The sequence below is a fragment of the Sinomonas terrae genome, from assembly GCF_022539255.1.
Taxonomy (GTDB): domain Bacteria; phylum Actinomycetota; class Actinomycetes; order Actinomycetales; family Micrococcaceae; genus Sinomonas; species Sinomonas terrae.
Genome location: NZ_JAKZBV010000001.1, coordinates 503,594 through 529,571, shown reverse-complemented (window position 1 = coordinate 529,571; position 25,978 = coordinate 503,594). Strand labels below are relative to the sequence as shown.

General features: G+C 68.7%; 23 protein-coding genes and 1 riboswitch. Of the genes, 7 read left to right on the top strand and 16 right to left on the bottom strand.

What is annotated here, in order from left to right:
- Window positions 1–8 precede the first annotated feature (8 nt).
- On the top strand, window positions 9–1,799 hold the full coding sequence (locus tag L0M17_RS02495) for an acetyl/propionyl/methylcrotonyl-CoA carboxylase subunit alpha (protein ID WP_241050906.1): 1,791 nt from the start codon (window positions 9–11) through the stop codon (window positions 1,797–1,799).
- A gap of 159 nt (window positions 1,800–1,958) precedes the next feature.
- Here the strand turns inward: L0M17_RS02495 and tcuA are convergent, their stop codons facing one another.
- From tcuA to L0M17_RS02480, 3 genes are all read right to left on the bottom strand, one after another.
- On the bottom strand, window positions 1,959–3,452 hold the full coding sequence (gene tcuA / locus L0M17_RS02490; protein ID WP_241050905.1) for an FAD-dependent tricarballylate dehydrogenase TcuA: 1,494 nt from the start codon (window positions 3,450–3,452) through the stop codon (window positions 1,959–1,961).
- Between the two features lie 75 nt (window positions 3,453–3,527).
- Window positions 3,528–4,907 carry an MFS transporter gene (locus L0M17_RS02485; RefSeq protein ID WP_241050904.1) on the bottom strand — a complete coding sequence of 460 codons (1,380 nt, stop codon included), beginning with the start codon at window positions 4,905–4,907 and terminating at the stop codon, window positions 3,528–3,530.
- Window positions 4,908–5,016: 109 nt separating this feature from the next.
- Window positions 5,017–6,207, bottom strand: a complete 1,191-nt coding sequence (locus L0M17_RS02480) for a PrpF domain-containing protein (protein WP_241050903.1) — start codon at window positions 6,205–6,207, stop codon at window positions 5,017–5,019.
- Between the two features lie 108 nt (window positions 6,208–6,315).
- Here L0M17_RS02480 and L0M17_RS02475 point away from each other — a divergent pair, with 108 nt between their 5' ends.
- From L0M17_RS02475 to L0M17_RS02455, 5 genes are all read left to right on the top strand, one after another.
- Window positions 6,316–7,236, top strand: a complete 921-nt coding sequence (locus tag L0M17_RS02475; protein ID WP_241050901.1) for a LysR family transcriptional regulator — start codon at window positions 6,316–6,318, stop codon at window positions 7,234–7,236.
- A 38-nt stretch (window positions 7,237–7,274) separates the two neighbouring features.
- Complete coding sequence (locus L0M17_RS02470; RefSeq protein ID WP_241050899.1) at window positions 7,275–7,952, top strand: GntR family transcriptional regulator; 678 nt, start codon at window positions 7,275–7,277, stop codon at window positions 7,950–7,952.
- 324 nt (window positions 7,953–8,276) lie between these two features.
- A complete protein-coding gene (locus L0M17_RS02465) occupies window positions 8,277–8,987 on the top strand; it encodes a DUF969 domain-containing protein (protein ID WP_241050897.1) in 711 nt (236 codons plus the stop codon).
- Entirely contained in the window at window positions 8,984–9,952 is a 969-nt protein-coding gene (locus L0M17_RS02460; protein WP_241050895.1) for a DUF979 domain-containing protein, read from the top strand. Before L0M17_RS02465 ends, L0M17_RS02460 begins: the two co-directional genes overlap by 4 nt.
- 10 nt (window positions 9,953–9,962) lie before the next feature.
- Window positions 9,963–11,042 (top strand): DUF2891 family protein, encoded by a 1,080-nt coding sequence (locus L0M17_RS02455; protein WP_241050893.1) that lies wholly within the window; start codon window positions 9,963–9,965, stop codon window positions 11,040–11,042.
- A gap of 61 nt (window positions 11,043–11,103) precedes the next feature.
- Here the strand turns inward: L0M17_RS02455 and L0M17_RS02450 are convergent, their stop codons facing one another.
- The 6 genes from L0M17_RS02450 to L0M17_RS02425 form a co-directional block, all read right to left on the bottom strand.
- On the bottom strand, window positions 11,104–12,153 hold the full coding sequence (locus tag L0M17_RS02450) for an NADPH:quinone reductase (protein WP_241050891.1): 1,050 nt from the start codon (window positions 12,151–12,153) through the stop codon (window positions 11,104–11,106).
- Between the two features lie 118 nt (window positions 12,154–12,271).
- A complete protein-coding gene (locus tag L0M17_RS02445) occupies window positions 12,272–13,813 on the bottom strand; it encodes a UDP-N-acetylglucosamine 1-carboxyvinyltransferase (protein ID WP_241050889.1) in 1,542 nt (513 codons plus the stop codon).
- Between the two features lie 111 nt (window positions 13,814–13,924).
- A complete protein-coding gene (locus tag L0M17_RS02440) occupies window positions 13,925–14,314 on the bottom strand; it encodes a VOC family protein (RefSeq protein ID WP_241050887.1) in 390 nt (129 codons plus the stop codon).
- 84 nt (window positions 14,315–14,398) lie between these two features.
- Window positions 14,399–15,214, bottom strand: coding sequence for an energy-coupling factor transporter transmembrane component T family protein (locus L0M17_RS02435; protein WP_241050885.1), 816 nt, complete (start codon window positions 15,212–15,214; stop codon window positions 14,399–14,401).
- Between the two features lie 49 nt (window positions 15,215–15,263).
- Window positions 15,264–16,805 (bottom strand): ABC transporter ATP-binding protein, encoded by a 1,542-nt coding sequence (locus L0M17_RS02430; protein WP_241050883.1) that lies wholly within the window; start codon window positions 16,803–16,805, stop codon window positions 15,264–15,266.
- A 1-nt stretch (window position 16,806) separates the two neighbouring features.
- Window positions 16,807–17,400, bottom strand: a complete 594-nt coding sequence (locus tag L0M17_RS02425; RefSeq protein ID WP_241050881.1) for an ECF transporter S component — start codon at window positions 17,398–17,400, stop codon at window positions 16,807–16,809.
- 39 nt (window positions 17,401–17,439) lie between these two features.
- Window positions 17,440–17,567: riboswitch (TPP riboswitch) on the bottom strand.
- 81 nt (window positions 17,568–17,648) lie between these two features.
- On the opposite strand from L0M17_RS02425, the gene L0M17_RS02420 reads away from it, so the two are divergent.
- Window positions 17,649–17,909: a DUF4235 domain-containing protein gene (locus L0M17_RS02420; RefSeq protein WP_241050879.1), complete on the top strand. Its 261-nt coding sequence runs from the start codon at window positions 17,649–17,651 to the stop codon at window positions 17,907–17,909.
- Window positions 17,910–18,323: 414 nt separating this feature from the next.
- Here the strand turns inward: L0M17_RS02420 and L0M17_RS02415 are convergent, their stop codons facing one another.
- The 7 genes from L0M17_RS02415 to L0M17_RS02385 all read right to left on the bottom strand — a co-directional run bounded on the left by L0M17_RS02415 (window position 18,324) and on the right by L0M17_RS02385 (window position 25,941).
- Window positions 18,324–19,172 (bottom strand): type IV toxin-antitoxin system AbiEi family antitoxin domain-containing protein, encoded by an 849-nt coding sequence (locus tag L0M17_RS02415; protein WP_241050876.1) that lies wholly within the window; start codon window positions 19,170–19,172, stop codon window positions 18,324–18,326.
- 408 nt (window positions 19,173–19,580) lie between these two features.
- Window positions 19,581–19,949 carry a monovalent cation/H(+) antiporter subunit G gene (gene mnhG, locus L0M17_RS02410; protein ID WP_241050874.1) on the bottom strand — a complete coding sequence of 123 codons (369 nt, stop codon included), beginning with the start codon at window positions 19,947–19,949 and terminating at the stop codon, window positions 19,581–19,583.
- Entirely contained in the window at window positions 19,946–20,218 is a 273-nt protein-coding gene (locus L0M17_RS02405; protein WP_241050872.1) for an MrpF/PhaF family protein, read from the bottom strand. Before L0M17_RS02405 ends, mnhG begins: the two co-directional genes overlap by 4 nt.
- Window positions 20,215–20,841: a Na+/H+ antiporter subunit E gene (locus tag L0M17_RS02400; RefSeq protein ID WP_241050870.1), complete on the bottom strand. Its 627-nt coding sequence runs from the start codon at window positions 20,839–20,841 to the stop codon at window positions 20,215–20,217. The genes L0M17_RS02405 and L0M17_RS02400 overlap by 4 nt, the downstream gene beginning before the upstream one ends.
- Window positions 20,838–22,418, bottom strand: a complete 1,581-nt coding sequence (locus tag L0M17_RS02395) for a Na+/H+ antiporter subunit D (protein ID WP_241050868.1) — start codon at window positions 22,416–22,418, stop codon at window positions 20,838–20,840. Before L0M17_RS02395 ends, L0M17_RS02400 begins: the two co-directional genes overlap by 4 nt.
- Window positions 22,415–22,972, bottom strand: a complete 558-nt coding sequence (locus L0M17_RS02390; RefSeq protein ID WP_241050866.1) for a Na(+)/H(+) antiporter subunit C — start codon at window positions 22,970–22,972, stop codon at window positions 22,415–22,417. Before L0M17_RS02390 ends, L0M17_RS02395 begins: the two co-directional genes overlap by 4 nt.
- Window positions 22,969–25,941: a Na+/H+ antiporter subunit A gene (locus L0M17_RS02385; RefSeq protein ID WP_241050864.1), complete on the bottom strand. Its 2,973-nt coding sequence runs from the start codon at window positions 25,939–25,941 to the stop codon at window positions 22,969–22,971. The genes L0M17_RS02390 and L0M17_RS02385 overlap by 4 nt, the downstream gene beginning before the upstream one ends.
- Window positions 25,942–25,978: the final 37 nt, after the last annotated feature.

Below are 25,978 nucleotides of genomic sequence, written 5' to 3'. Positions count from 1 at the left end.
GAACACCGATGCGTAAAGTCCTCATCGCCAACCGCGGCGAGATCGCCGTCCGCGTGGCCCGCGCCTGCGACGATGCGGGCCTCGAAAGCGTGGCCGTCTACGCCGACCAGGACGCGGACGCACTGCACGTCTCAGTCTGCAGCGAGGCGTACGCGCTCGGCGGCACGTCCCCGGCCGAGACGTACCTCAACGCCGAGAAGATCCTCGCTGTCGCGGCGCGAACAGGCGCCGACGCCGTCCACCCCGGCTACGGCTTCCTGTCCGAGAACGCCGATTTCGCCCAGGCGGTCCTGGACGCTGGTCTCACGTGGATCGGCCCCTCCCCCGAGACCATCCGGCTCCTCGGCGACAAGGTCAGCGCGCGTGCAGTCGCCGTCCGTGCCGGTGCGCCCCTCGCACCGGGCAGCGACGGGCCGGTGGCGAGCGCGGAGGAAGTGCGCGAGTTCGCTCGGGAGCACGGCCTGCCGGTCGCGATCAAGGCGGCGTTCGGCGGCGGCGGCCGCGGGCTCAAGGTCGCCCGCACGATGGGCGAGATCGAGGAATCCTTCGATTCGGCCGTCCGGGAATCCCGGGCGGCGTTCGGGCGCGAGGAGTGCTTCGTCGAGAAGTTCCTCGACCGTCCGCGGCACATCGAGGCGCAGGTTCTCGCGGACACGCACGGGAACGTCGTCGTGGTCGGGACCCGGGACTGCTCGCTCCAGCGGCGGCATCAGAAGCTCGTGGAGGAGGCCCCCGCGCCGTTCCTCACCTCCGAGCAGCGGGCCCGCGTCCACGAGTCGGCCAAGGCGATCTGCCGCGAGGCGGGCTACGTCGGCGCCGGGACCGTCGAGTATCTCCTCGACGGCACCGGCACCCTGAGCTTCCTCGAGGTTAACACGCGCCTCCAGGTCGAGCACCCGATCACCGAGGAGACGTCCGGCGTCGACCTCGTCGCCGCGCAGCTTATGATCGCGGACGGCGGCCTCCTGCCCGTCCTCGAGGATCCCGAGCCGCGCGGCCACGCGATCGAGTTCCGGATCAACGCCGAGGATCCCGGGCGAGGCTTCCTGCCCTCGCCGGGGACCGTGACCCGCTTTGCGGCGCCGACGGGTCCCGGAGTTCGGGTGGACTCGGGCGTTCGCGACGGCTCCGTGGTGCCCGGGCAGTTCGACTCGCTGCTCGCCAAGCTCGTCGTGTGGGGCGCCGACCGGCAGCAGGCCCTCCGCCGCGCCCGGCGCGCCCTCCGTGAATTCGAGATCCACGGCCTCGCGACCGTCCTCCCGTTCGATAGGGCCGTCGTGGACAGCCCCGCCTTCGCAGCGGAGGACGAGCTCGGCGTGTACACGACGTGGATCGAGTCCGAGTTCGCCTCCGAGCTCGCCGCGAACCCCGAGTTCAGCCCCGCCGCGCCGGAAAGCGGGCGCCGAACCTTCGCCATCGACGTCGACGGACGCCGCGTCTCCCTCGGCGTCCCCGAGGCGCTGTTCGCGGGGTTGGCCGTGGGCGCCGCAACCCGCGGGGCCGGCGCGGGCACCGGCGAGCGCACGACGACGGCGGCGGACGACGGCGCCGCCCGCGCCTCGGGCGCGGCGTTGGATGGTGCCTCGGCCGCGAACCTCACGGCGCACATGGGCGGCACCGTGGTGAAGTGGCTCGTCGGCCCGGGTGAGGCAGTCGAGGCGGGGACCGGCGTCGTCGTCGTCGAAGCGATGAAGATGGAGACGACCGTGCAAGCCCACCGCGCTGGGACCCTCGGCGAGCACGCAGTGGCGGCGGGGGACGCCGTCGTTCCGGGAGCTGTTCTCACGACGATCGAGTAGGCGACCCCGGAGTATCCGTACCCGGAATATCCGTACCCGGAGTATCCGTACCCGAGACCGAAGTGCGAGATCGTCGGGAGAGGGGTTCCGGCGCCGGCCCTCGGCTTTCGAGGTGCTTGTTGCGAGTTCTCCCATGCGTGCCGGCGCCGGAGGTCGTGGTCAGGCGATCGAGCCTGCGCGGCGGCCGAAGACAACGCCGGCCGCGAGTCCTGAGCCTCCCGGGTAGTTACCGGCGAAGAGGCCCCCGAGCATCTCGCCGCAGACGTAGAGCCCCGGGATGTGATCGCCGGCGGTGTCGATGACCCGTCCCTGCGTGTCTGACTTCAAGCCGCCGAAGGTGAAGGTGATCCCGCAGGTGACCGGGTAGGCGTAGAAGGGTCCGGTGGCCAGGGGCGTGGCCCAGTTGCTCTTCACTGGGGTCGTGTTCGCCCTGCGCCCGTCCTTGATGTTGGGGTCGAAGGGGATCGAGGGGTCGATGGAGTTGTTGTAGTCATTGACCGTCTTGGCCAGGGCCTCCGGGTCCAGGCCGATCCGCTCGGCGAGCTCCTCGAGGGTGTCGGCCGTCTCGACCGAGACGCCGGGCATCTCGTATTCCTCCGAGCGCAGCATCGGCCGCAGGGCGGCATCGAAGATCTGGTAGGCGATCGAACCGGGCTGCTCGAGGATGTCCTTGCCGAACTTCGCGTAGGTGTAGTTCCTGAAGTCTTCTCCCTCGTCGACGAACCGTTCGCCTCGGCTGTTGACGATGATGCCGAGGGGGTAGCTCTGCCGCGTGAGCCTGTTGGTCAGCTCCCGGTTGGATTCGTTCCCCGGCGTGAAGGCGTCCCACTGGGTGGAGTGGCAGGATCCCCAGTCCCCTCCCTTCGCCGCGCCGAGCTCGAGGGCGGCCGTTAGCATCTGGCCGGTATTGAAGGGAGTGCCCCTGACCTTGGCGTTCTCCCAGCCTGGGCCCAGGTGTTCACGACGCAGCTCCCTGTTCGCTTCGAACCCGCCTGAGGCCAGGATCACGGACTCTGCGAACAGCTCCTGCACGGTGCCGTCCTGCTGCCGGGCCCTGACTCCCCTCACGGCCCCGTCCTCGACGAGGAGGTCGAAGACGTCCTGGCTGTAGCGCACCTCGGTGCCGAGCCGTTCGGCGACCTTGAGGTGGTCGTGCATGAGCCCTTCCCCACCGCCGACGTTTCCGACGTGCAGGCCGCCCCAGAACAGGTACGTGCCGTCGTGGCGCTCGTAGGCCTGGCGCTCGTACATCAGGCGATACTTCAGGCCGAGGGAGTTCAGCCAGCGCAGACCGGGTCCGGCCTCGTTGACCAGGGCCTGCGTCAGGTCAGGGTCGTTGCGGCCGCTGGTGACCTTCTCCATGTCCCGCGTGTAGTCCGCAGGCGTATAGGGCGGAACTTCTGTTCGCGCGTGGCGTTCGTCGGGTTCGATGAAGTCCGCCAGGTCGGCTAGTCCTTCATGGGCGATGCGCGTGGCTCCGGCGGTGTAGTAGCTGTTTCCGCCGAAGAGCTCCCGCGGCGCCTTCTCCAGGAGCAGGACCTTCCGGCCGCGCACTGCTGCTGCGTGTGCCGCGGTGAAGGCAGCGTTGCCTCCCCCGACGACGATGACGTCCGCGGCCTTGTTCGGGTTCTTGGGTGTTTTGGACTCGCTCAAGAGTGTGTGCCTTTCATTGCATCCGGCGCTGCCGCGCAGGGCAGCGCCGGACTGGTGTGGGTTCTGTGGTGGCGGTCAGGCCGGGGAGGATTCCGTGCGCGTGCCGGGCTTCGGTGCGCTCACCGTCTCCACGGTCTCCTGCGAGAGGGCCTCGAGCGGCTGCTTTCCGGTGCGGGGCCCGAAGAAGGCGATCGCGAGGGCGACGACGAGCCAGCAGGCTGCGATGTAGACGAAGACGGCCTGGTAGCCCATTCCCGCGAAGATCGCCGCGACGATCATGGGGCCGAAGATGTTCGCGAGGCGCCCTGTTCCATAGACGAGGCCGTGGCCGGCATTGCGCAGCCCGGTCGGGAACAGCTCCGGGCTGTACGCGTAGAGCAGGGTGGCAAAGGTCTGGATCAGGAGGTTCACGCAGAAGCCGAAGGCGACGATCGCCACGGGGTTGAAGGTCAGCCCGTAGGCCAGACCGCTGGCTGCGGTGGCGAGGGAGACGACGACGAGGGGAACCTTGCGCCCGAGGCGGTCCGTGACCGGCCACGCCAGCAGCGCTCCGGGAACGGCGCCGATGGTGGTCAGGGCGGAGAAGCCCAGGGACTCTGCGACGCTGAAGCCGTGCTGCGCGAGGAGGGTGGGGACCCAGGCCACGAAGCCGTAGAAGCCGAGCGTCTGGAAGATCCACACGACGGCGAGGAACAGCGTCGTGCGTCCAGTCCGGCCGCGGAAGAGGTGCCGATACCCGAGTTTGGGCTGCGTCGCCGACACGGCCGCGGTCGTCTCCTCGAGGGGTGCGAGGGGACCGGCCAGACGCTCAAGCCGTGCGATGACGGCCTCGGCGGCCTGCAGGCGGTCCTTGTGGACGAGCCAGCGAGGGCTCTCGGGCAGGAGAAGCAGGGCCGGGACGGCCAGCAGCGCGGCCGAGCCGAGGACGAAGACCAGACGCCAGCTCTCGCTGCCGATCGGGACGATCCCCCTGGCCGAGAACGACATGAACGGGATACCGGCCAGACCGACTGCCATGACGGCGGACTGCATGCGCCCGCGCCGTGGGGCCGGCATGACCTCCGAGATGTAGGTCGTGGCGGCGACGACCATCGCCGAGAGGCCCACCCCGGTCAGGAAGCGGAAAACGATGAAGGTCGGCACATTGAACCCAGCCGCGTTGAGGAGGGAGAAGACCGAGAACATCAGGGTCGAATACAGCAGCGCGCGTTTGCGTCCGATCATGTCCGAGACCCGGCCGCCGAAGATGGCGCCGACGGCCATTCCCAGGAACGCGGCCGAGGTGACCACAGCAATGTCCTGGACCGAGAACTTGAGGTGCTTGGCGAGCGCCGGAGCGACGTACGCGAAGGTGTTCAAGTCTCCGAACTCGAAGAGGAACACGAAGGACAGGGTCACCAGGGCGATCTTGTGCGCCTTGGTGATGGGAAGACGGTCCAGCCGTGCTGCCGTCATGGATGGGGTGAGCAATCTATCCTCCTTGATAGAAATGGTCGGCGACATTTTCGCCGCCGCCTAGGGGTAGTCGATGGATTGAAGGCAGGGCTGCTCCGGGGGAGCCCTTCTAGGCTGGGACGGCGAGCTTGGCCGTCGATGCCTTGGAATCCCCTGCGGCTGCCTTGATGAGCCGGGGGTCGGCTGCGGTCGGCACGTGCAGGATCGCGGTGGCGAGCCTGCGTGCGGCCCGGTGCAGGGACACGCCTTCGATGCTGCCGTCCTCGGAGGTCGTCCATTCCACCTCGACGACCCCCGAGAGGGTGCCGATCCGCAGCCTGTTCCCACGGCTGCACGCGGAGGAGTGCACGACGGTCCCGGGGGTGGCCGCAGCCGTGGCGACTGCCACCGCCGAGGTCAGCCCGATCGCCGGGTGGGCTGCGTGCATGGAGAGCATCCGCACCGCCACGTCGTAGTCCTGGGCCCGGATAAGGGTTCCGTCCGAGGCGCGGTAGTCCGTCGCCGGTCCGACGACGCCCGTCTTGGGCACCGCGTTCGGGGCGGGCTCGCCCGGCTGGATCAGGCCGTGCAGCACCGCACCAGCGGCCCGGAAGCCTGTCAGCATGGGCAGCATCCCCGCGATGTCCCGGGCGCTTTCGGTCCCGGTCATCCCGACGCTGTGCGCGTCGATGAGGATCGCCGGCGCCCCGGCCTTGACGATGGTCGCCTCGGCGGCCACCTCGCCGGCCCTGACGAGTTCGCGCGCCTGGCCGGTGGGGAAGGCTCCCGCGAAGTCGAACGGACCGTGGAACGTCAGCTCGACCGGCACTCCGCCCGATCCGACGCCGGGCACGAGGGCCTGCCCCGCGCGGGGGGCGAGGCCGCCCGGCGTCGCGACCGCGACTTGCAGGGCTGCGCCTGTATTGATGTTGCGCAGGCGTACGGTCGTCGTCTCCCCCTCGATGGCGACAAGGCCCTCCTGGACGGCGTAGAGGCCGACGGCTGTGGCACAGTTTCCACAGTTGCTGCCCCACTCGACCACGCGGTCCTCGATTCCCACCTGCCCGAAGAGGTAGTCGACATCCGCGCCCGGTTGGGCAGAGCGGGAGACGACCGCGACCTTCGATGTGGTCGAGGTGGCGCCGCCGACGCCGTCGACCTGTCGGCGATCGCCCGATCCAAGGGCGTTCTCCAGCAGGACATCGAGGTCCAGATGGGCGGCCTCCACCGCCTCGGCGGCGAAGATCCAGCACTTGCTCGTGCCTCCTCGCACCCATGCTCCCGCGATGTCGAGCATGGCCTCTGTTGGATTCGGATTCAACGGCGACTCCTTTGACTGATTCCTTCCAGATCAAGCCTGAAGTGCGAGGAGGATTTGAACCAGCTAAAGTTTCTGAAGTCTCCTTTAGCTATGCTGTAGGATCGACGCATGGGAATGGACATCAGGCGCATGCTCGTGCTGGTCGAAGTCGCCCGGACAGGCTCTTTGACGGCGGCGGCCGCGGCCCTCAACTACACGGTCTCCGCTGTCTCGCAGCAGGTCGGCCAGCTGGAGGACGAGGCGGGCCAACCCCTCATCGAGCGCCGCCCAAGGGGCGTGACCCTGACCGAGGCGGGGAACGCCGTCGTACGCCACGCCGAGAAGATCGAGCGGATCGTCTCCGCCGCGCACGAGGAGCTGCGCGACCTCGCCGGGCTCAACTCGGGCAGGCTCCGGCTCGGGACGATCCCGACAGTCACCGAGTCATTCCTTCCCACGGCGATCTCGGCCTTCCGGGAGCGCCACCCGGGCGTAGACCTGCGGATCCACAGCGCCCAGCTCTCGGGTCTGGAACATCTGCTCGAGGCGAGGGAGATCGAGCTGGCGATCACCTGGGACCGAGACGGCTCCGACGGCACCTCTGCGACCGGCCTGAGCAGCGAGCTGATCTTCCGCGACCCGAACGTCCTCCTCGTGCCCGCCGGCCATCCACTCGCCGACCGGTCAACGGTCCGGATGGACGAGCTCAGGCACGAGCCATGGATCATCCGGACCTCGCCCAACGTCCTCGCCCTGCTCCAGACAGCCTGCGAGGCGGCCGGATTCGACCCGATCGTCACCTTCGAAGCCCGCAGCTACCAGGAAGCGCAGGCCATGGTCGCCGTCGGCATGGGCATCGCCCTGGTGCCCAGACTCTCGCTCTACAGCCTCCGGAATGACACCCGGGTCCTCAGGGTCGTCTCGCCGAAGCCGCCGTCCCGGCGCATCGTGCTGGCCCACCGGCGGGGGGAGCGGCTCACTCCAGCCGGGACAGCCATGCGGAAGATCCTCATCGAGGCCGGACGGGCGTGGAAGCCCGCCGAGCTGTGATCGGGGGCCACACCCCTGACCGCCATTAGGGTGGAGCCATGACATCCGAGGGGGTTCTGGCCAGTCTGCGTGCGCAGGCGCGGAGCACGAAGCACGCCGAGACGAGCACCTGGGTCGCCGCACAGCTTCGCCAGCGGATCGCCGACGGCGACCTTGCCCCCGGCGCCAAACTCGCCGAAGAGGCCCTGCGCGAGGCGCTCGGCGTATCCCGCAACACCCTGCGCGAGGCGTTCGCGACGCTGCACGCCGAGCGCGTCGTCACCCGCATCCCCAATCGCGGTGTCTTCGTCTCCCACCCCACACCGGACGACATCCGCGAGATCTACCGTGCCCGCCGGCTCGTCGAGCCGGCGTCGCTCCTGTGGTCGCCCTCTGGCCCGACCCAGCACTTGGGGAAGATCGTGCGCCAAGCCCGGAAGGCCGCCGAAGTCGGGGACGTGCCTGCGATGGCGAACGCGAACCAGGAGTTCCACCGGGCGCTCGTCGCCCGCGCCGGGAGCGAGCGCCTCGACAGCCTCATGGAGCAGATCCTCGCCGAGATGCGCCTCGTGTTCGCGACCATGGGCTCCGATCCGCGGTTCCACGCGCCGTATGTCGAGGACAACGCCCGGATCGTCGAGCTCCTCGAGGCCGGCAACCCCGCCGAGGCCGCGGAGCTCATGGCCGACTACCTCGACCGGGCCGAACGCCAACTCCTGGCCGCTGTCGGGGCCTGACACCCGACCTCACGCGCAACCGTCCCTCGCCGCGCCCCTGTCTGGTTCGTGCGCCGCCCGTTCCTCGCCGCGCCCCCTTCTCGCTCTTGCGCCGCCCGTTCCCGACCTTCTTTCAACGCCGTTTTCTGCGACACGCCGCGCGCCACGCCGTCGTGCACTCTTTTGCGTGGCGAAAGAAGGTCGGGAACTGCCGCGCACAGTGCGAGAACGGCGATTGTTCAACAAGCTCTTGCCTGATTGTTGAACAAAAGGATATGCTTTAGATCACACGCCATTTCGGCGCACCCCCTTCCCAGGACAGCACTCCCTCCGGAACGGATCATCATGCTCGTACTTATCGGGGTTCTTCTGGTGATTGTTGGCTTCGCCATCCGCCTGAACCCACTTGTCGTCGTCACGGTCGCCGGCATCGTCACCGCCCTCCTCGGGGGCCTCAACCCAGTCCAGATCCTCGACGCATTCGGCAGCGGCTTCGCCAGCAGCCGCTCGGTCACGATCTTCGTGGCGGTGCTGCCCGTCGTCGGCATCATCGAGTTCTTCGGCCTCCAAGAGCAGGCCAAGACCCTCATCGGCAAGCTCGCGAAGCTCACCGCCGGCCGCGTGCTCCTCGGCTACCTCGCCGTGCGGCAGATCACGGCCGCGGTCGGCCTCAACAGCATCGGCGGCCACGCGCAGACCGTGCGCCCGCTGGTCTTCCCGATGGCCGAGGGCGCGGCGCTGCGCCGCTACGGCCACGTTCCCGAGCACATCAAGGAGCGCATCAAGGGGCACTCGGCCGGCGCGGACAACGTGGGCGTCTTCTTCGGCGAGGACGTCTTCGTCGCCGTCGGCTCGATCCTGCTCATCACGACCTTCGTCGACACGACGTACCACCTCCATCTCGAGCCTCTCCAGCTCGCCCTCTGGGCCATCCCCAGCGCGATCGCGGCGTTCCTCATCCACGGCTTCCGGCTCCTTCGGCTGGACAAGCAGCTCGACAAGGAATACCGCAAGCTCGAGGCCACGGAACCCGCGGTTGCAGGAGAAGCCAAGTGATCAACGTCGAAGCCGTCTACTGGTTCATCGGAATCCTGTTCATCGCGTGGGCCGCGCTCATCGTGCGCGACCCGAATCATCCCCGCCGCTGGGGAAGCTCCGCCTTCTGGGGCCTGCTCGGCCTGTGCTTCTTCTACGGCACGTGGGTCCAGGCCGGCACTGCGCCCGGCTGGATCCTCGGGATCGCCGTCCTCGTGCTCGTGGCGCTCGCCGCGTCCGGGCAGCTCGCGGACGGCAGGGCCAAGACGTCGAGCGGTGAACAGCGCGAGGCCTTCGCCGCGCGCTTCGGGAACAAGCTCTTCATCCCGGCCCTCACGCTGCCGATCGTCACGGTCATCCTCGTGCTGCTCGCGCCCGTGCTCAACATCGGCAAGACCCCGATCCTCGACCCGAAGAACACGACCCTCGTGGCCTTGGCCATCGGCGCGGTCGCGGCCGCCGTCGTCGCCCTCCTCATCCTCCGGCCCAAGCACCCGCTCACGCCGGTGTTCGAAAGCCGCCGCATCCTCGAATCCATCGGCTGGGCAGCGCTCCTCCCCCAGATGCTCTCGACGCTCGGGATCCTCTTCACGAAGGCCGGCGTGGGCACCGCGGTGAGCACGCTCGCCACGGGCGTCATGCCGAAGGGCTCGCTTCTCGCGGCCGTCATTGTGTACTGCGTGGGCATGTTCGTGTTCACGGTGCTCATGGGCAACGGCTTCGCGGCCTTCCCGATCATGACGGCAGCCATCGGCTGGCCCGTGCTCGTCCAGCAGTTCCACGGCAACCCGCCGATCGTCTTCGCGATCGGCATGCTCGCCGGATTCTGCGGCACGCTCTGCACCCCGATGGCGGCGAACTTCAACCTCGTCCCCTCGGCTCTCCTGGAAATGAAGAACAAGTACGGCGTCATCGGGGCGCAGCTCGGCACGGCCTTCCCGCTCCTCGTCGTCAACACCGCCCTCATGTACTTCCTCGCCTTCTAGGAGCACCTGAATGGAACTCGACCTCTTCCCCTCCGCCGCCGAGCACTGCGCCGGCGTCGTCCTCGACAACCTGGGCCGCGCGTACCCGTACTCGGCGCACCACACCCAGAGTTCGCCCGACGACCGCCCGACGCCCTCCGAGCTGCACCCCTCGTTCTACACGTCGTTCGACTGGCACTCGTGCGTCCACATGCACTGGCTGGGCGTGAGCGTGCTGAACTCCGTGCTGGGTGTGGGCAACGCCGGCGCAGCGGACGACGGCGGACGCGGCCTCGACGCTGCGACCGCGGCTCAGCTGCGGGCCGCCTTGGGCGAGAACCTCACGGCGGAGAAGCTCGCCGTCGAGGCCGAGTATCTCGCGGCGAACCCGTCGTGGGAGCGGCCGTACGGTTGGGCCTGGCTCGTCCGTCTCGCGGCTGCTTGCGCTGCCTCCCCGGACGAGGAGATCCAAGGCTGGGGACGCAATCTCGAGGGGTGCGTCGACGTCGTCGCCCGACTGGTCAAGGAGTGGCTCGCGAAGGCCGAGTACCCCGTGCGGCACGGGCTGCACACGAACTCAGCCTTCGGCGTCGCCTTCCTGCTCGACGCGTTCCGCTCGCTCGGCCGGACGGACGCCGTGGAGGCGTGCGAGGCAGCGGCGCGGGGCTGGTTCGGGTCTGACGCGGGCTGGGCGAGCGAGTGGGAGCTCAGCGGCCAGGACTTCCTCTCGGCCGGGCTCAGCGAGGCCGACCTCATGCAGCGCGTGCTCCCGGCCGACGAGTTCGCGGCGTGGCTTGAGCGGTTCCTGCCGGGGCTGCGGGCCGATTCGCGGATGCTCTCGGTCGTTGGCGTGACCGACGAGTCCGACGGGTACATGGTGCACCTCCACGGCCTCAACCTCAGCCGCGCAGGCCAGATCGCGCGGATCGTGCAGGCGCTCAAGGGTGCGTCGGCCGCTTCGGCGACCGAGCCCGTGCTCGCGGGAGCGCTCGAGCCGCTTCTGCGTGCCGGGCTCGCGGCCCTCAGCAGCGACGACTTCATGTCGACCCACTGGCTCGCGAGCTTCGCGTGGGACGCCCTCGAGTCGATGACGGAGCTCGCCGCGGCCTGACCCGTGTTCACCGGCGCCTCCTGCGGGTCCATCCGCGGGAGGCGCCCGTCAAACGCGGAAGTCAGCCCACCGGGGCCTCTCCGACGCCCTCCCCCGCGACGTCGATGAGGACCTTGCCCACGGATCCCTCCTGCACGGCGTCGTGCGCCGCAGCAGTCTCTTCGAGCGGGAAGCGGGTCAGCGGAAGCCCGTGCTCGGCACCGACCGGCAGCGCGCCGTCGGCGAGAGCCGCAGAGACGGCCGAGACCGCGGCCTGCTTCTGTTCGTCGGTCACCGTGTAGGTGAGGATGAACTGGAAGCGCACGTTCTTGCTCATGCTGGGCCGCACGGGGACCTGCAGGACCTCGTCATTCTTGGACGAGGCGTAGATCGAGATCGTCCCGCCGTTCTTGAGGGCCTTGAGGTCGGATTCGAGGTTGGCCGCGGCGTTCACGTCGACGATCAGATCGACGCCCTTCTCAGCGACCTTGTGGACTTCCTCGGCGACGTCCTGCTCGCGGTAATTGAGGACGACGGCGGCACCCGCCTTCCGCGCGAGATCGGCCTTCGCTTCCCCGCTCACTGTCGCAATGACGGTCGCCCCAGCCCACTTTGCGAGCTGGATCGCGGCGTGGCCCACCGCTCCAGCGCCACCCGTGACGAGGATCGTCTGGCCCTCGAGCGCTCCCGGAGCGAGCTGGGCCGGACCGTGCTCGCTTGCGGTGAGTGCCCGGTGCGCGGTGAGGGCCGGGATCCCGACTGAAGCTCCGGCGTCGAACGTCTCGCCGTCAGGAAGCGGGACCGCCTTCTCGCCGGGCACCACGACGTACTCCTGGGCCGTCCCCTCCGAACCGCCGTACGCGACGTCCCAGAGCCAGACCCGCTGCCCGGGTTCGAACCCCTCGGCACCCGGCCCCACGGCGTCGACCACCCCAGCGCCGTCCTGATTCGGAACGTGCCAGCCCTCGAGCTTGCCATACGTGCCGCCGGCCCGGGCCTTCCAGTCCGTGGGGTTGACGCCCGAGACGGCGATGCGCACGCGCACCTCTCCGTCTCCCGGCTCGGGGATCTCGCGCTCGCGGAGTTCGAGCACCGAGGAGTCCCCCGTGCGGTTGTACATGATCGCCTTCATGAGCCCGATTCTCCTCAACATCCCGTTGCGCCGTCACTTCCGCAGGGTCACTACCCTGCGGACGTGACGGCGCAACCGGGAGGTTTGGGCGCGCCGGGTTCGGGCGGGCCGCCGCCGGTCAGTCTTGGAAGTACTCGATCCGGGCGCCGATGGAGTTGAGGCGCTCGGCGAGGTCCTGGTAGCCGCGCTCGATCACGTAGATGTTGCGGAGTTCGCTCGTGCCGCGCGCGGCGAGCATGGCCAGCAGGATGCACGCGGCGGGCCGAAGCGCGGGCGGGCACCCGACCTCGGCGGCACGCCACTTGGTGGGGCCGTTGACGTAGATGCGGTGCGGGTCGAGGAGCTGGACCTGCCCGCCGAGACGGTTGAGCTCCGTGAGGTAGATGGCCCGGTTCTCGTAGACCCAGTCGTGGATGAGGGTCTGCCCCGTCGCGTTGGCCGCAATGACGGCGAAGAACGGCAGGTTGTCGATGTTGAGCCCGGGGAACGGCATCGGGTGGATCTTGTCCGTCGGCGCGACGAGCTCGGAGGGCAGCGTCGTGACGTTGACGAGCCGGGTGCGGCCGTTGCGGGCCATGTACTCGCCCGAGATCTCGAGCTTCTGGCCCATCTGCATGAGAGTGGCGAGCTCGATCTCCATGAACTCGATCGGCACGCGCCGAACCGTCACCTCGGAGTTCGTGACGATCGCCGCCGTGATGAGGCTCATCGCCTCGATCGGATCTTCCGACGGGAAGTAGTCGATGTTCTGCTCGATGCGCGAGCGGCCGCGGATCCGCAGCGTCGTCGTCCCGATGCCATCGATCTCGACGCCGAGGCTCTGAAGGTAGAAGCACAGGTCCTGGACCATGTAGTTCGGCGAGGCGTTGCGGATCACCGTGAGGCCCTCGCGATGCGCGGCGGCCATGATCGCGTTCTCCGTGACGGTGTCGCCTCGTTCGGCGAGGACGAAGGTGCGGTCGTGCTGGTCCGCCTCCGGCGCTCTGACGGAGTAGAAGCCGTTCGAGGCCTCGACGTCGAGGCCGAAGGTGCGGAGCGCCTGCATGTGCGGTTCGACCGTGCGGGTGCCGAGATCGCAGCCGCCGGCGTACGGGAGCTTGTATTCGCTGCGCTCGTCGAGCAGGGGCCCGAGCAGCATGATGACGCTCCGGGTACGGCGGGCGGCCTCGACGTCCATGGCCTCGAGGCTCAGCTTGGCAGGACGGCGGATCTGGAGGTCGCGCGGCTGGGCGCCGGGGGCACCGGGGAGCCACGTGCACTCGACGCCGATCGAGGTCAGCACCTCGACGATGCGGTTGACCTCCTCGATGCGGGCAAGGTTGCGAAGCGTCGTGGTGCCGCGGTTGATGAGGCTCGCGCACAGGAGCGCGACGCCGGCGTTCTTGGACGTGTTGACGTCGACGGCTCCGGAGAGGCGGCGGCCGCCCTCGACCCGCAGGTGCGTCATCTTGGACGGGCCGATATTCAGGATTCGCTGCCCGAGGATGTCCTCGATGCGCTGGAGCATTTTGAGGCTCAGGTTCTGCTTGCCCTGCTCCATCCGGGCAATGGCGCTCTGGCTCGTCCCTAGCTCGGCAGCCAGTTGCCCCTGCGTCCATCCCCTGTCGCTGCGCACTCCGCGCAGGATCGCGCCGACGGTCTCAGCAGTCTGTTGTGCCATAAAGCCAAAATATCACCTATGCGATAGCCGACTGCAAATCGACACACCATTGGACGCGTCCGACCGGTCTAGACCGCAAAAGCGTCATACCATGAGATAAAGATCCTGTCACTAATCGGTCACGACTGAGAGAACATTGCCGGCCGGATCCTTGAACCACGCGATTCCGCGGCCCTCTCCGCCCTCTCGGTCACGCAGGATTCCGTTCTCATCCAATGGCATCTGCTCGCTGCTCGGATAGTGATCTGTCCGGACGCCCTTCTCATGAAGCGAGCGGACGGCGTCGTCCACGTTGGCGACCACGAGGTTCAGCACGGTGTGGCTCGCGGGCACGTGGTCCGGCTTGGGGTAGGCGAACACCTGGCCGCCACCGGGGAGCGTCATCCGGAGGCCGCCCATGACCTCCTCGATCTTGAAGCCGAGGGTCTCGGCGTAGAACTCGCGGGCCTTCGGAATATCGTCCACGCTGAAGCTCGAGAACGAACCGACGATCTCAACCATCGCTCACTCCTTCGTTCGCGGTTCCTCCCCGCGGCTACGATCCCACTCACCCGCGTCGGCGCGCCAGAGGCGCTGCGCCCCAGTTCAGCCCCACACCACATTCCACGTTCCGAGCACGACGGCGGCCCCCACCGAGAGCGCGGCGACGCCGGCGCCGGCGGCGAGCACCCAGGCGTCGAGGCGCGAGTAGCTCGACTCGCGCGCCCACGTGCGCGGGGCTGGCCGGCCGTCCACCGTTCCGCCGAAGCCGCGCGCCTCCATCGCGACCGCGAGCCGCGTCGCGCGCCGGATGGCTTGGACGAGCAGCGCGAACGCCTGCCCGAGGAACGCCTTGAACCGCGCAATCGGGCTGTGGCCGCTCCCAACCCCTCTGGCCCGCCGAGCCAGGCCGAGCGTCCGCCACTCGTCGACGAGGAGGCCTACGAGGCGCATCCCCGCGAGCGCACCGAGCACGAATCGTGCGGGAAGGCGGAGCTTCTGTGCGAGACCGTCGGCGAGGTCCGTGGGATCGGTGGAGAACAGGAGGAAGACGCCGGGGAGCGCGACGGCGAGGCCGCGAAGGCCGATCGCAATGCCGGTCAGCACTGAGTGCTCGGTGAAGACCGCCGGGCCGATCTGAAGCCAGACCGGACCGAGCTTCGCACCGAGCAGGGCGGTCGAGTACGCCGCGACCGCTGCTGCGGCGGCGAGGGGCCAGGTACGGCGGAGGAACGTCACAGGACGCACGCCTAGCAGGGGCAGCATGAACAGCTCGCACACCAGCGCCACCGAGGCCGAAACCCAGTCGACACTCAGCAGCAGCGTGATGGTGATGCAGAGCGCCGCGGCCAGCTTTGCGACGGGGTTGGCGCGGGTGAGGACGGAGTTCGCGAGCTCTGGCGTGAGGATGTCGACGCTCATGCGGGGTCCGCCCAATCCTGCCGGGCCCAGCGGGTGGAGACCCGCGAGATCATGCGACCGCCTCCACCCGGGCCGCCCGGCCACCGTCCACCCGGTACACCGTGTCGGAGAGGGCGTTGGTGAAGTCCTCGTCGTGGGTCACGGCGAGAAGCGATGTGCCCTGTTCGAGCAGTTCCGCGAGGAGTCGGACGAGTTCGGCCCATGTGAGCGCGTCCTGCCCGAACGTCGGCTCGTCGAGCACGAGCAGGCTCGGCTCGGTCGCGAGCATCGTGGCCACGGAGAGGCGGCGCTTCTCGCCGCCCGAGAGCGTGAACGGATTCGCCTCGGCAAGCCGCTCGAGGCGGAGCCGCTCGAGGAGTCCGTCGACCAGCGCCCGCACCTCCTTTTCCGGCCTCCGCGCCACCCTGCGCGGGCCGAACTCGAGCTCATCCAGCACGCGGGGTGTGAGGAACTGGTGCTCTGGTTCTTGGAACACGGTGCCGATCCGGCTCACGAGCTCGCTCGAGCGCCAGCGGTGAGGGCTCGTCCCGGCCCCGCGGGCGAGCGCCGGGAGCGCCTCGAGGTGGCCCCCGACGGCAGGCAGCAGGCCAGCGAGCGTGAGGGCTAGGGTCGACTTCCCAGCCCCGTTGGGCCCGGTCACGCTCGCGGCCCGCCCCGCGCGGAGCACGAGGTCGATCCCGCCGACGACGGGCGTCGACTTCGGGGATCGCCCGACCGCGAGGCCCTGAGCACTGAGGAGCTCGGCATGGCCGTCCTCGCCGGGAGAGGCCTCGCCGGCAGAGGCCTCGCCTCGGAGGGCACGCGGGGCGAGCTCTCCGGTGAGCGGATGCCAGCCGGGGACCCACACGCCCGCGGCGGCCAGTCGCCGTCGTACGTCTGCATCGCCGAGCACACGCTCGGGCGAGCCGTCCGCAAGGAGTCCGCCTCCCGCGCCGAGGACGACGACGCGGTCCACAAGCTCCGCCCACACCGAGACACGGTGTTCGACGACGACGAGCGTCGCCCCAGTGCGGTCGAGACTGCGCCGCACGGCCTCACGGACTTCCTCGACGCCCTCGGGGTCAAGGTTCGCGGTCGGCTCGTCGAGGAGCACCAAGCCCGGCTCCATCGCGAGGACGCAGGCGAGGGCGAGACGCTGCTTCTGCCCGCCGGAGAGCGCGGCGGTCGATCGGTCGAGGGGGACGTCGAGGCCGACGTCGTCGAGCGCCCGATGCACTCGCGGCCAGATCTCGTCGCGGGGCACGGCGAGGTTCTCACAGCCGAACGCGACCTCGTCGCCCACGCGGGCCATCGCGATCTGGCCGTCCGGATCCTGAAGCACGAGGCCGGCACGTCCCCGTGCGGCAGGTGCGGGGACGCCGTCGACCCTGAGCTCGCCCCGCTCCTCGCCCTCTTCGGCGGCCCCGACCACGCCCGCGAGCGCGTGCAGAAGGGTCGATTTGCCGGCGCCGGACGCGCCGAGCAGCAGGACCCGCTCGCCGGGAGAAATATCCAGGTCGACGCCGCTCACGGCGAAGGCCTTGCGGCCCGCGTGACGCCAACCCCAACCGCTCGCGCAGACCCGGGCCGGGCCGGAAGGGAGGTGGGGCATCTCAGACGTCCGCGGCGCGCCCCGATGCGAAGGCGGAAAGGGCTCCCGTCTTCGCGAGCGCCTTGACCGCGAGCCAGCTCAGGAGGCCTGCGATCACAATGCCCGAGATCACGGCGAACACCGTGTACGCGACCTGCCAGCCGAACTCCCAGGCCGGGAAGAACTGGATGACCTCACTCACGCCGAGAGCCAGGCCGGACAGGCCACCGGCCAGCAGCGCGACGCCCAGGTTCCAACGGCGGTACGCGAAGATCGCGAACGCGACCTCGGCCCCAAGGCCTTGGACGAGGCCCGAAAGGAGGACCGTGACGCCGAACTGGGAGCCGAGGAGCGCCTCGACGACGGCCGCGAGGATCTCGCAGAACAGTGCCGCCCCCGGTTTCCGGATGATGAGGCCGCCCAGGACGCCGGCCAGCAGCCAACCGCCCGAGTAGAGGCCGCTGAGGGGTGCGAAGGCGGCAGTGGCGACTTCGACCCCGGCGTAAGCCTGGTCCCACAGCCAGAAGATGACGCCGCACGCCACGGACACGACGGCGGCGACGACGATGTCTACGACCCGCCAGGATGCGGTGCGCTTCTTGATGGTGGTGCTCATAGTTTTCTCCCCCTGGGATCAGGAGGGGCGGCAGTGCGACTGCCTGAGAACTCGACTCCCTTCGCCGGTATTAGCCGGAGCAGGTTCGAGGGTCTGCGGTGGTCCGCACTCTCAGCGCCCTCTGCCCCCGGTTGGCCCGGCGGCACGGCGCTCCCCTGTCGTATGAAGTGGAGCCAGTCTACCGCTAGGCTGAGCGGGAAAGCTCTGGCTAGCTGCGGAACTGTACCGAACGCGAAGGAGAGACGGACGTGACTGTGGTCATCAAAATGCTCGGGACGGTAATCGGCATCGGAGCCGGCTTCGTGGCGACGAAGGTCCTTGACAAGGCTTGGGAGAAGGGGACGGGGCACAAGCCGCCGAAGGACCCCACAAACCTCGAGGCCAGCCTCCGCGACACACTCGTGTTCGCGCTCGTCGCATCGGCCGTCGGCGCCGTGGTGCAGGTGTTCACTCAGCGGTACACGCAGAAGGCGGTTGCGCGCTTCAACAACTCGCCCGAGAAGGTCTAGGGCTGGAGCCGGGCCGGGCCGGGGCTAGGGCTGGAGCCGGGTCTCGGGCTGGCGTCGCCGCTCCCGGGCCCGGCTCCCCACTCGCCTTTGGACGCACCGGGCTCCCCACTTCTCGAACCGGCTTCCCCACCTTCCACGCCGGATCCCCCACCTCTCGAACCGGCTTCCCCACCTCTCGAACCGGGCTCCCCACGTTCCGCGCCGGAATCCCCACCCTTTGGCTGGCCCCAACCGTTCGCGACCGGGACTTCTCGGGAACGCGCGGCGTCGTCGGCCTTGAAGTTGGGGAGGTCGGATGAGTAGCTGGGGAATTCGGGTCAGCTGTTGGGGAGCCCGCCGATGATCTTGGGGAGTTCGGCTTAGAAGCTGGGCAAGACGGCGCCGAAAGCTGGGGAACTCGGCGACGACGCGGACTCATCCGACGGCTGTGAGTCCGCCGAGGGCCCGGCGCCTCGCAACCACTTCACGCACCTCTGCCACCATCGCCTCAGGACGTTCGACGATGTCGCTGTACGTGTAACGCAGTACTTCGTATCCCCGAAGCTGCGCCGCCCGATCGCGTCGGTAATCCTTCGCGCGCTGGAGAGGTTCGTTGTGGACTTGTCCATCGGTCTCCACGTCGACGAAGCCCTCGACGAGCACATCCATCCAGCCAACCCCTTCTACCTGGACCTGTGTCTGAACGCTCAGGCCGGCCCGCCGAAACTGCTCCCTCGCGAGAGTCTCGAGGAGGGAGTCAGCACCGGGTTCGACGGCTTCCAATACTCTCCGGGCTGGCCCATTCCGCCGTCCTTGAAGTCGTTCCAGAAGGAAGTCAAGCGAGAACCCCTGTTGCACGGCAGACTCAACCATCACCAACGCTTCGAGTTCTGGAAGGCACCGGAGCGCATGGAGCAGCACGTCGGCGCGAGAAGCCACATGGCTTCGCGGTTCGGGTGGCCACCACGACTGTCGGTGAACGACGGCTCGTCCTGAGTCGTACCGGCCATCCGTCCTCAGGATGTGGACCTCGTCCGGCTCCCGGAGCACCCAGAAGCCGTGATGTCGCGCCGCCGATGCGCAGGTGAGCCGAGAGCTAGTGGCCGCACATCGCACGAGGAGTGGGTCGGCATCGGGCACCGCGTAGATACCGCGCCGCGGTCGCACCAGCGTGCCGGCTGTCAGGGCAGCCTCCACCTCCATCCGCGTGATCCCGTCCTTGAAGAGGTCGCCGCGGCGTGCGACGCCGCCCCATCGTCTGAGCACCTCGAAAACGTCGGCCATCAAGCCATCGTGCCAACCTCACCATGCCCGGACGACGCCGGAGCCTAGCTATGTGGATAAGTTGGCTGAGAGATCTTTCTGGGCTCCGTACCGGCCTCCCCAGATTCTCCGCCGTCCTCCCCAACTCCCCCGCCGTCCTCCCCAGGTTCTCCGCCGTCCTCCCCAACTACTCGCTCGAGTAAAGGCCGTCAGCCGCGGAAAACCGGGCCCGCGGCGTCGTCATCGGCGCAGAAGTTGGGGAAGCCGGAGCGGAAACTGGGGAAGCTGGTCACAGAACTGGGGAAGCCGGCACGAAACCGGCCACAGAACTGGGGAAGCCGGCACGAAACCAGCCAAAGAGCTGGGGAAGCCGGCCACACTAACTGGGGAAACCGGCCACAGAAACTGGGGAGGCCCGCCTCCCGGGACCTACGCGTCGTCGTCGGCCCGCTCGACACGCGCGACGACGTCGTCGAGCTCGTCGACGGTGAGGCGCGCCTTGTCGACGTGCTTGGTCCGGTAGCCGGCTCTCCCCACCATGTGCGCAGACACCGGGACGGTCAGCAGTTGGAAGATCCACGCGACGACAAGGAGCGGCACGAGCGCCCACGAACGCAGCTCAAGCCCGAGCGCCGTCAGCAGGAGCAGCGACCCGAGCACCTGGGGCTTCGTTGCGGCGTGCATCCGGGTGAGCAGGTCGGGGAAGCGAAGGAGGCCGACAGCCGCGCCAAGCGACATGAGCGCACCTAGCACCATGAGCACGCCAGCCACGACGTCGACGATCGAATTGGAGTTCATGGCCGCCTCCGGTCCTGCACGAACCGTGCCACGGTCACCGAGCCGACGAAGCCGATCAGCGTGATCGCCACGACGAGGGCGAGATTGTTGGTGTTCCTGCTGACCGCCATATTGACGATGAGGCCGGACGCGAGGACCACGAGCAGCACGTCCGCCGCGAGCACGCGATCGAGAAGCGCGGGCCCCTTGATCATCCGGACGACGGCACCGAGCGCAGCGAGCGCGAGCAGCACGCCGCACGCGAGAACACTTCCGTCGAGGAACGTCACGAGTCGGACCGCCTTCCAGCGGAGGAGGAGCCGGGCCCCGACGAGTCTGTTCCCGACGGACCCCGCCCCGACACGAGCATCGCCTCCTCGTCCCGCAGCGCCTTCAGGTCCTCCTGCGACCCCATGATCCGGATGAGTTCTGCCTCGGCGGCAAGCACGGAGCGGCGCAGCTTCTCGGCGGCTGCGGCGTCCGGAACATCGATTCCGTGGACATACAGCGTCGCATTGGCGCGGTCCACGTCCACGATGAGGGACCCGGGAATGAGCGAGATCACGTGGCCCGTGGCGGTGACCATGAGATCGCTGTGGCTCCGCAGGGGCACGGCGACGATGGCGCTGCTCGCCTTCGGTCCCGCCACGAGGGCGAGCAGCAGCAGCCTCAGACTCGCGTCGATGATGTGCCAGACGAAGACGAACGCGAAGCGCAGGGCATGGAACACGTTGAATCGGCCGTTGAGCTCAACAGGCGGCAGATACAGGAACCGGGTTACCAGCAGGGCCAGCACGAGCCCGAACACGAGGTTCCCGACGCTGAAGTCCTGCCACAGGGCACCCCAGACGATCACGAGCCACGCCAGCAGAGGCAGCTCCGTGCGAAGCGAGATGCGACGAACCGGGCTCATGGCTGCGCCACCCCCGCCTCCGCAGCCTGATGCGCGGCCTCCTGCGCCGCCTGCTGTCCCAGCACAGCCGTGATGTACGGCGTGCGGTTGAGCATGTCGTTCGCGGCCTGCTGGCTCACGCTGAAGAGCGGGCCCGCGAAAACCGTCAACAGGAGGCCGAGGGCCACAAGCCCCGTCGTCGCGCCGACCATGGCGCGGGGCATCGAACCGGCGTGCGCGGGGGCGAGGAGCGCGCGGTCGGGATTCTCGGCGTCGTCCGGCGTCCGCCAGAAGGCGCGCGCCCACACGCGCGCGAGCGCAAGGAGCGTCAGAAGGCTCACCGCAACGCCAGCGACGACGACGGCGAGCGCGAGCGGGGTGCCGAGCGCGACGCCAGCCTGGATGAGACCGAGTTTCCCGAGGAAGCCGGAAAGCGGAGGGATGCCTGCGAGGTTCATCGCTGGCAGGATATAGAGGAGGGCGAGCAGCGGGGACAGCTTCGCGAGGCCGCCGAGCCGGTCGATCGAGGCGGATCCCGCGCGGCGTTCGATGAGCCCGGCGACGAGGAACAGGGAAGTCTGCACCGTGATGTGGTGCATGACGTAGAACACCGTGGACGCGAGACCGATCACGGAACTCATGGCAAGCCCGAACACCATGTACCCGATGTGGCTCACGAGGGTGAAGGACAGAAGGCGCTTGATGTCCGTCTGCGCGAGCGCGCCCAGAATGCCCACGACCATGGTGAGGAGCGCGACCACCATGAGAGGCGCGTTGAGCTGGTCCTCGGGGAACAGGAGCGTCTCGGTACGCACCATCGCGTACACGCCCACCTTCGTGAGCAAGCCGGCGAACACCGCGGTGACCGGCGCGGGAGCGGTGGGATACGAGTCCGGCAGCCAGAACGAGAGGGGGAAAACGGCGGCCTTGATCCCGAACCCGAGGAGCAGCATGACGTGCAGGAGTAGCTGCATGCCCGGGCTCAGGTGCCCAAGCTTGACCGCGAGGTCGGCCATATTCACGGTGCCCGTCGCGGCGTAGACCATCCCGATCGCGATGAGGAACAGGAGTGACGAGACCACACTGACGACGACGTACGTCACCCCGGCGCGGATCCTCGCCGTCGTGCCGCCGAGGGTGAGGAGGACATAGCTCGCGGTGAGGAGCATCTCGAAGCCGACGTACAGGTTGAAGAGGTCGCCCGCGAGGAACGCGTCGGAGACCCCCGCTATGAGGATGAGGAAGCTCGGGTGGAAGACGGAGATCGGGCCGTCCTTGTCGCCGTCGGCAATGCCCTGGGACACCGCGTAGATGAGGACGGCGAGGCTCACCGAGCTCGAAATCACGAGCATGAGCGAGGAGAACTGGTCAACGACGAGCGTGATGCCCCACGGGGGAACCCACTCCCCGATCGGCACCGCGACGGTCCCACCGCCCCACACCGAGACGAGCAGCGTCACCTCGAGCGCTAGGGTGAGCGCGACGACGCCGATGCTCACGATCCGCTGGGCGCGCTCCTGCCGCAGGAGCACGAACGTCACCGCCGCGCCGAAGAGGGGGAGGACGACGGCGAGCGGCGCCAGGCTGGCCAGATTCACTCGGCGTCCTCCCCGTCGCGGGCTACGCCGTCGGGTGCTGGATCATGAGCCGCGCCCAGCGGCACGGCCGCCTCTCGCGCCATGACCTTCTGGCGCGCGCTATGGACCGCGGCCCGATCCGCTGCCGCCGCCTCCTCGCGGTCCATGAACTCGCTCACGTCCTCCGGGAGGATCGCGTCCTCCTCCGGCTGCGAGCCGGTCTGGGCCGCGACGCGCCGGTCCTCGAGGTCGTCGGCGACCTCGTCACCGCGGCCGAGCTGCCACGTCCGGTAGACGAGGGCGAGCATGAAGCCCGTCACCGCGAACGAGATGACGATCGAGGTCAGCACGAACGCCTCAGGGAGCGGATCCGTGTAGGCCCGTGGGTCCGTGCCCTTGGCGAAGATCGGCGCGAGGCCCGCATAGCCGCAGGTCGTGAGGAGCAGGAGGTTGGCGCCGTTCGTCAGCATCATGAGGCCGAGGAGCACACGCGTGAGGCTCCGCTCGAGCACGAGGTAGATCCCGCACGCGAAGAGCACGCCGGAAATGATGAGCAGGGTCACGTTGGGGTTCATGCGCGCTCCCTCTCCTGCTCGCGCTCACTCAGGTTCCGGAGGTCGTGCGCAGCCTCGGTGTGCGCCTGGTCCTCGAGCTGCTCGTCAATCCGCGAGCCGAGGCTGCGCAGGACGTCGATCACGAGGGCGACGACGATGAGGTACACGCCGACGTCGAAGATCGTCGACGTCACGAACTTCACATCGCCGAAGACGGGGAGCCACAGGGTGATGATCGCGCTCTGGAGGATCTGGCCGCCCACCAGCAGGGGAACCGCGGCAGAGAGCGCCGCCGTCGCGAGCCCGGCGCCGAGGAGGATGCCAGGGTTGAACGGCGCGGCCTCGTGCAGCTCGAACCGTCCCCCTGCGAGGTAGCGGATCGTCAGGGCGATGCCGGCGATGAGTCCGCCCGCGAACCCGCCCCCCGGCGCGTTGTGGCCCGCGATGAGGAGATAGAGCGAGAAGAGCACCATGCTGTGGAACACGAGCCGGGTGATGACCTCGAAGATGATGGATCGCCGTTCGGGAGCGAGGGTCCGGCCGGCCACGAGCCAGGCATCGCGCTCGACTGAGGCAAACGTCCGGGCAACAGCGAGCTCCGCACCGCCGCGCGAAGTGGGGTCGACGCCGCGGACGCGCCCGATGCTCCCCGTCTCCACCTCGTGCGTGGGTCCGGGTCGGCGCCCGCGGTGGCTGATGAAGATGAGGCTCGCGATGCCCGTGGCTGCGAGGACGAGGACTGAGATCTCGCCGAAGGTGTCCCATGCGCGGATGTCGACGAGCGTGACATTGACGATGTTGTTCCCGCCGCCCTCGGTGTAGGCGAGTTCGGGGAACCGGAGCGAGATCGGCGCGTCCGTCCGCGCCCCCATGGCGAACATCCCCGCGAACACGATGACCGCGCCGAACAGCACGGCGATGATCACACGCGTCACGCGGTAGGCCCCGCCGGTTCGCCCGCGCAGCTGCGCTGGCAGCCGGCGCATGCCGAGCACGAACGCGACGAGCACGATCGTCTCGACAAGCAGCTGGGTCATGGCGAGATCCGGCGCACCCTGCAGCGCGAAGATGAGTGCGATCCCGTAGCCCGTCACGGAGACCATGAGGACAGCGAGGAAGCGTTTGTTGGCCCGGACGGCGGCGAGCGCCCCGATCACAATCCCGACGCCGATGACCGCCTGCAGCGGCGATTTCGGGTCGACGAAGTAGGTACCGCTTGGAATGGCAGGGCGGGTGAAGAGCATGACGACGAGCGGCAGGAGCGTCGCGACCGAGAGGATGACTGCGAGGTAGAAGAAGAGCGAACCGCGCTGGGTGCGGCCCGTCACCCAGATCGCAGCGTCGTCGACGGCACCGACGAGGCCCCGGTAGGCCCGTTCGGCGTCGGGCAGTCCCGAGAGCGCGACCTGGAGCCGGTAGACAGGCTCGCGCGCCCAGAACAGCAGGGCACCGCCGGCCCACGCGGCAGCAGACAGGGCGAGCGGCAGTTCGAAGCCATGCCAGGCCGAGAGGTGGCTCGCGGCGTGCGCGTACGGGCTCACCCAGGCATCGACGGCGGCCGGCCACACCCCGTACACGAGCCCGAGCACTGCGAGAATCAGCGGCGCCGCGACGAACAGCGCGGTGACGGGCTTGAAGTGAGTGTCAGGGAGACCTGGCTTGCGTGCGAACGTGCCCCACACAAAACGCGCGCTGTACGCCACGGTGAGGGCGGAACCAACGACAAGCGCCGCGAGCACGGCGACTCCCGCAAGTGCCGAGAGGGGACCGTGCGCCCCGAACGCCTCGGTGAATGCCGCGAAGATGCTCTCCTTCGCGACAAAGCCGCCGAAGAGCGGGAGCCCGGCCATGGACGCCGCGGCGAGCACCGCAAGGACCGTGAGCCGTGGGGCGTGGCGGTAGAGGCCGGAGAGCTGGCGGATGTCGCGCGTTCCCGTCTGGTGGTCGACGATCCCGACGATCAGGAAGAGCGCCGCCTTGAACAGGGCGTGGGCGACGACGAGTGCGAGCCCCGCGAGCGTCGCTTCGGGCGTGCCGAGGCCGACGACGGCGACCATGAACCCGAGCTGGCTCACCGTGCCGAACGCGAGGAGCAGCTTGATGTCAGTCTGGCGCAAGGCGCGGTAGCCGCCGACGAGAAGGGTGGCCGCTCCCAGGCCGAGGACGACCGGCCGCCAGAACGGCGTGTCCGCAAAGCCGGGCGCGAGCCTCGCCACGAGGTAGACCCCTGCCTTGACCATCGCGGCGGCGTGCAGGTACGCCGAGACCGGAGCCGGTGCGGCCATCGCGGCAGGCAGCCAGAAATGGAACGGGACGAGCGCCGACTTGCTCAACGCGCCCACGAGGAGCAAGAGCGCCCCCGCCGCGATCACGCCCGAGGTGCCGGGCGCCGTCGTCAATTGATCCGCCCTGGCGAGGATCTCGGAGATGCGGTAAGTGCCGGCCGCCGTCCCGATCAGGACGATCCCGACGAGCATCGCGAGGCCGCCCGCCGTCGTCACGATGAGCGCCTGGACCGCGGAGCGCCGCGCCGTGAGCCGTGTGCGCGCGAAGCCTATGAGGAGGAATGAGAGGACGCTCGTGATTTCCCAGAAGACGTAGAGAGAGACGAGATCGTCGGCAGCGACGAGGCCGAACATGGTCCCGGCAAACGCGAGGAGCTGGCCTCCGAATCCGCCGAGGCCGTCGTCGTCGTCCTTGAAGTACCGCGAACAGTAGGCGAGGACTAGCGCGCCCACGCCCAGGACGAGCAGCTCCATGACCCAGGCAAGCGGATCGATGCGGAACGCGACGTCGAAGTGCAGCGCCGGGACGAACGGGTACGTCTCGACGAAGCCGCTCCCGTAGGCCGCGCCGTGTTGGAATACGAGCCAGACGAGGGAGAGCGCGGGCACCGCCGCGAGGATGAGGAACGACGCGCGGCCCCACCGCCGGAAGATCCAGGGCGCACCAGCCGCCACCGCATAATGCAGGGCGATGACTGGTACCACAGGGCGCCTCCGCTACGTCAGTCGGTATCGAGTCAAA

Coding starts and splice junctions, on each gene's coding strand:
- L0M17_RS02470 (WP_241050899.1), top strand. CDS start 7,275: ATGACATCCGAGGGGGTTCTGGCCAGTCTGCGTGCGCAGGCGCGGAGC.
- L0M17_RS02465 (WP_241050897.1), top strand. CDS start 8,277: ATGCTCGTACTTATCGGGGTTCTTCTGGTGATTGTTGGCTTCGCCATC.
- L0M17_RS02400 (WP_241050870.1), bottom strand. CDS start 20,841: ATGAGCCCGGTTCGTCGCATCTCGCTTCGCACGGAGCTGCCTCTGCTG.
- L0M17_RS02455 (WP_241050893.1), top strand. CDS start 9,963: ATGGAACTCGACCTCTTCCCCTCCGCCGCCGAGCACTGCGCCGGCGTC.
- L0M17_RS02445 (WP_241050889.1), bottom strand. CDS start 13,813: ATGGCACAACAGACTGCTGAGACCGTCGGCGCGATCCTGCGCGGAGTG.
- L0M17_RS02425 (WP_241050881.1), bottom strand. CDS start 17,400: ATGAGCACCACCATCAAGAAGCGCACCGCATCCTGGCGGGTCGTAGAC.
- L0M17_RS02435 (WP_241050885.1), bottom strand. CDS start 15,214: ATGAGCGTCGACATCCTCACGCCAGAGCTCGCGAACTCCGTCCTCACC.
- L0M17_RS02495 (WP_241050906.1), top strand. CDS start 9: ATGCGTAAAGTCCTCATCGCCAACCGCGGCGAGATCGCCGTCCGCGTG.
- mnhG (WP_241050874.1), bottom strand. CDS start 19,949: ATGAACTCCAATTCGATCGTCGACGTCGTGGCTGGCGTGCTCATGGTG.
- L0M17_RS02485 (WP_241050904.1), bottom strand. CDS start 4,907: ATGACGGCAGCACGGCTGGACCGTCTTCCCATCACCAAGGCGCACAAG.
- L0M17_RS02415 (WP_241050876.1), bottom strand. CDS start 19,172: ATGGCCGACGTTTTCGAGGTGCTCAGACGATGGGGCGGCGTCGCACGC.
- L0M17_RS02475 (WP_241050901.1), top strand. CDS start 6,316: ATGGGAATGGACATCAGGCGCATGCTCGTGCTGGTCGAAGTCGCCCGG.
- L0M17_RS02450 (WP_241050891.1), bottom strand. CDS start 12,153: ATGAAGGCGATCATGTACAACCGCACGGGGGACTCCTCGGTGCTCGAA.
- L0M17_RS02430 (WP_241050883.1), bottom strand. CDS start 16,805: ATGCCCCACCTCCCTTCCGGCCCGGCCCGGGTCTGCGCGAGCGGTTGG.
- L0M17_RS02390 (WP_241050866.1), bottom strand. CDS start 22,972: ATGAACCCCAACGTGACCCTGCTCATCATTTCCGGCGTGCTCTTCGCG.
- L0M17_RS02440 (WP_241050887.1), bottom strand. CDS start 14,314: ATGGTTGAGATCGTCGGTTCGTTCTCGAGCTTCAGCGTGGACGATATT.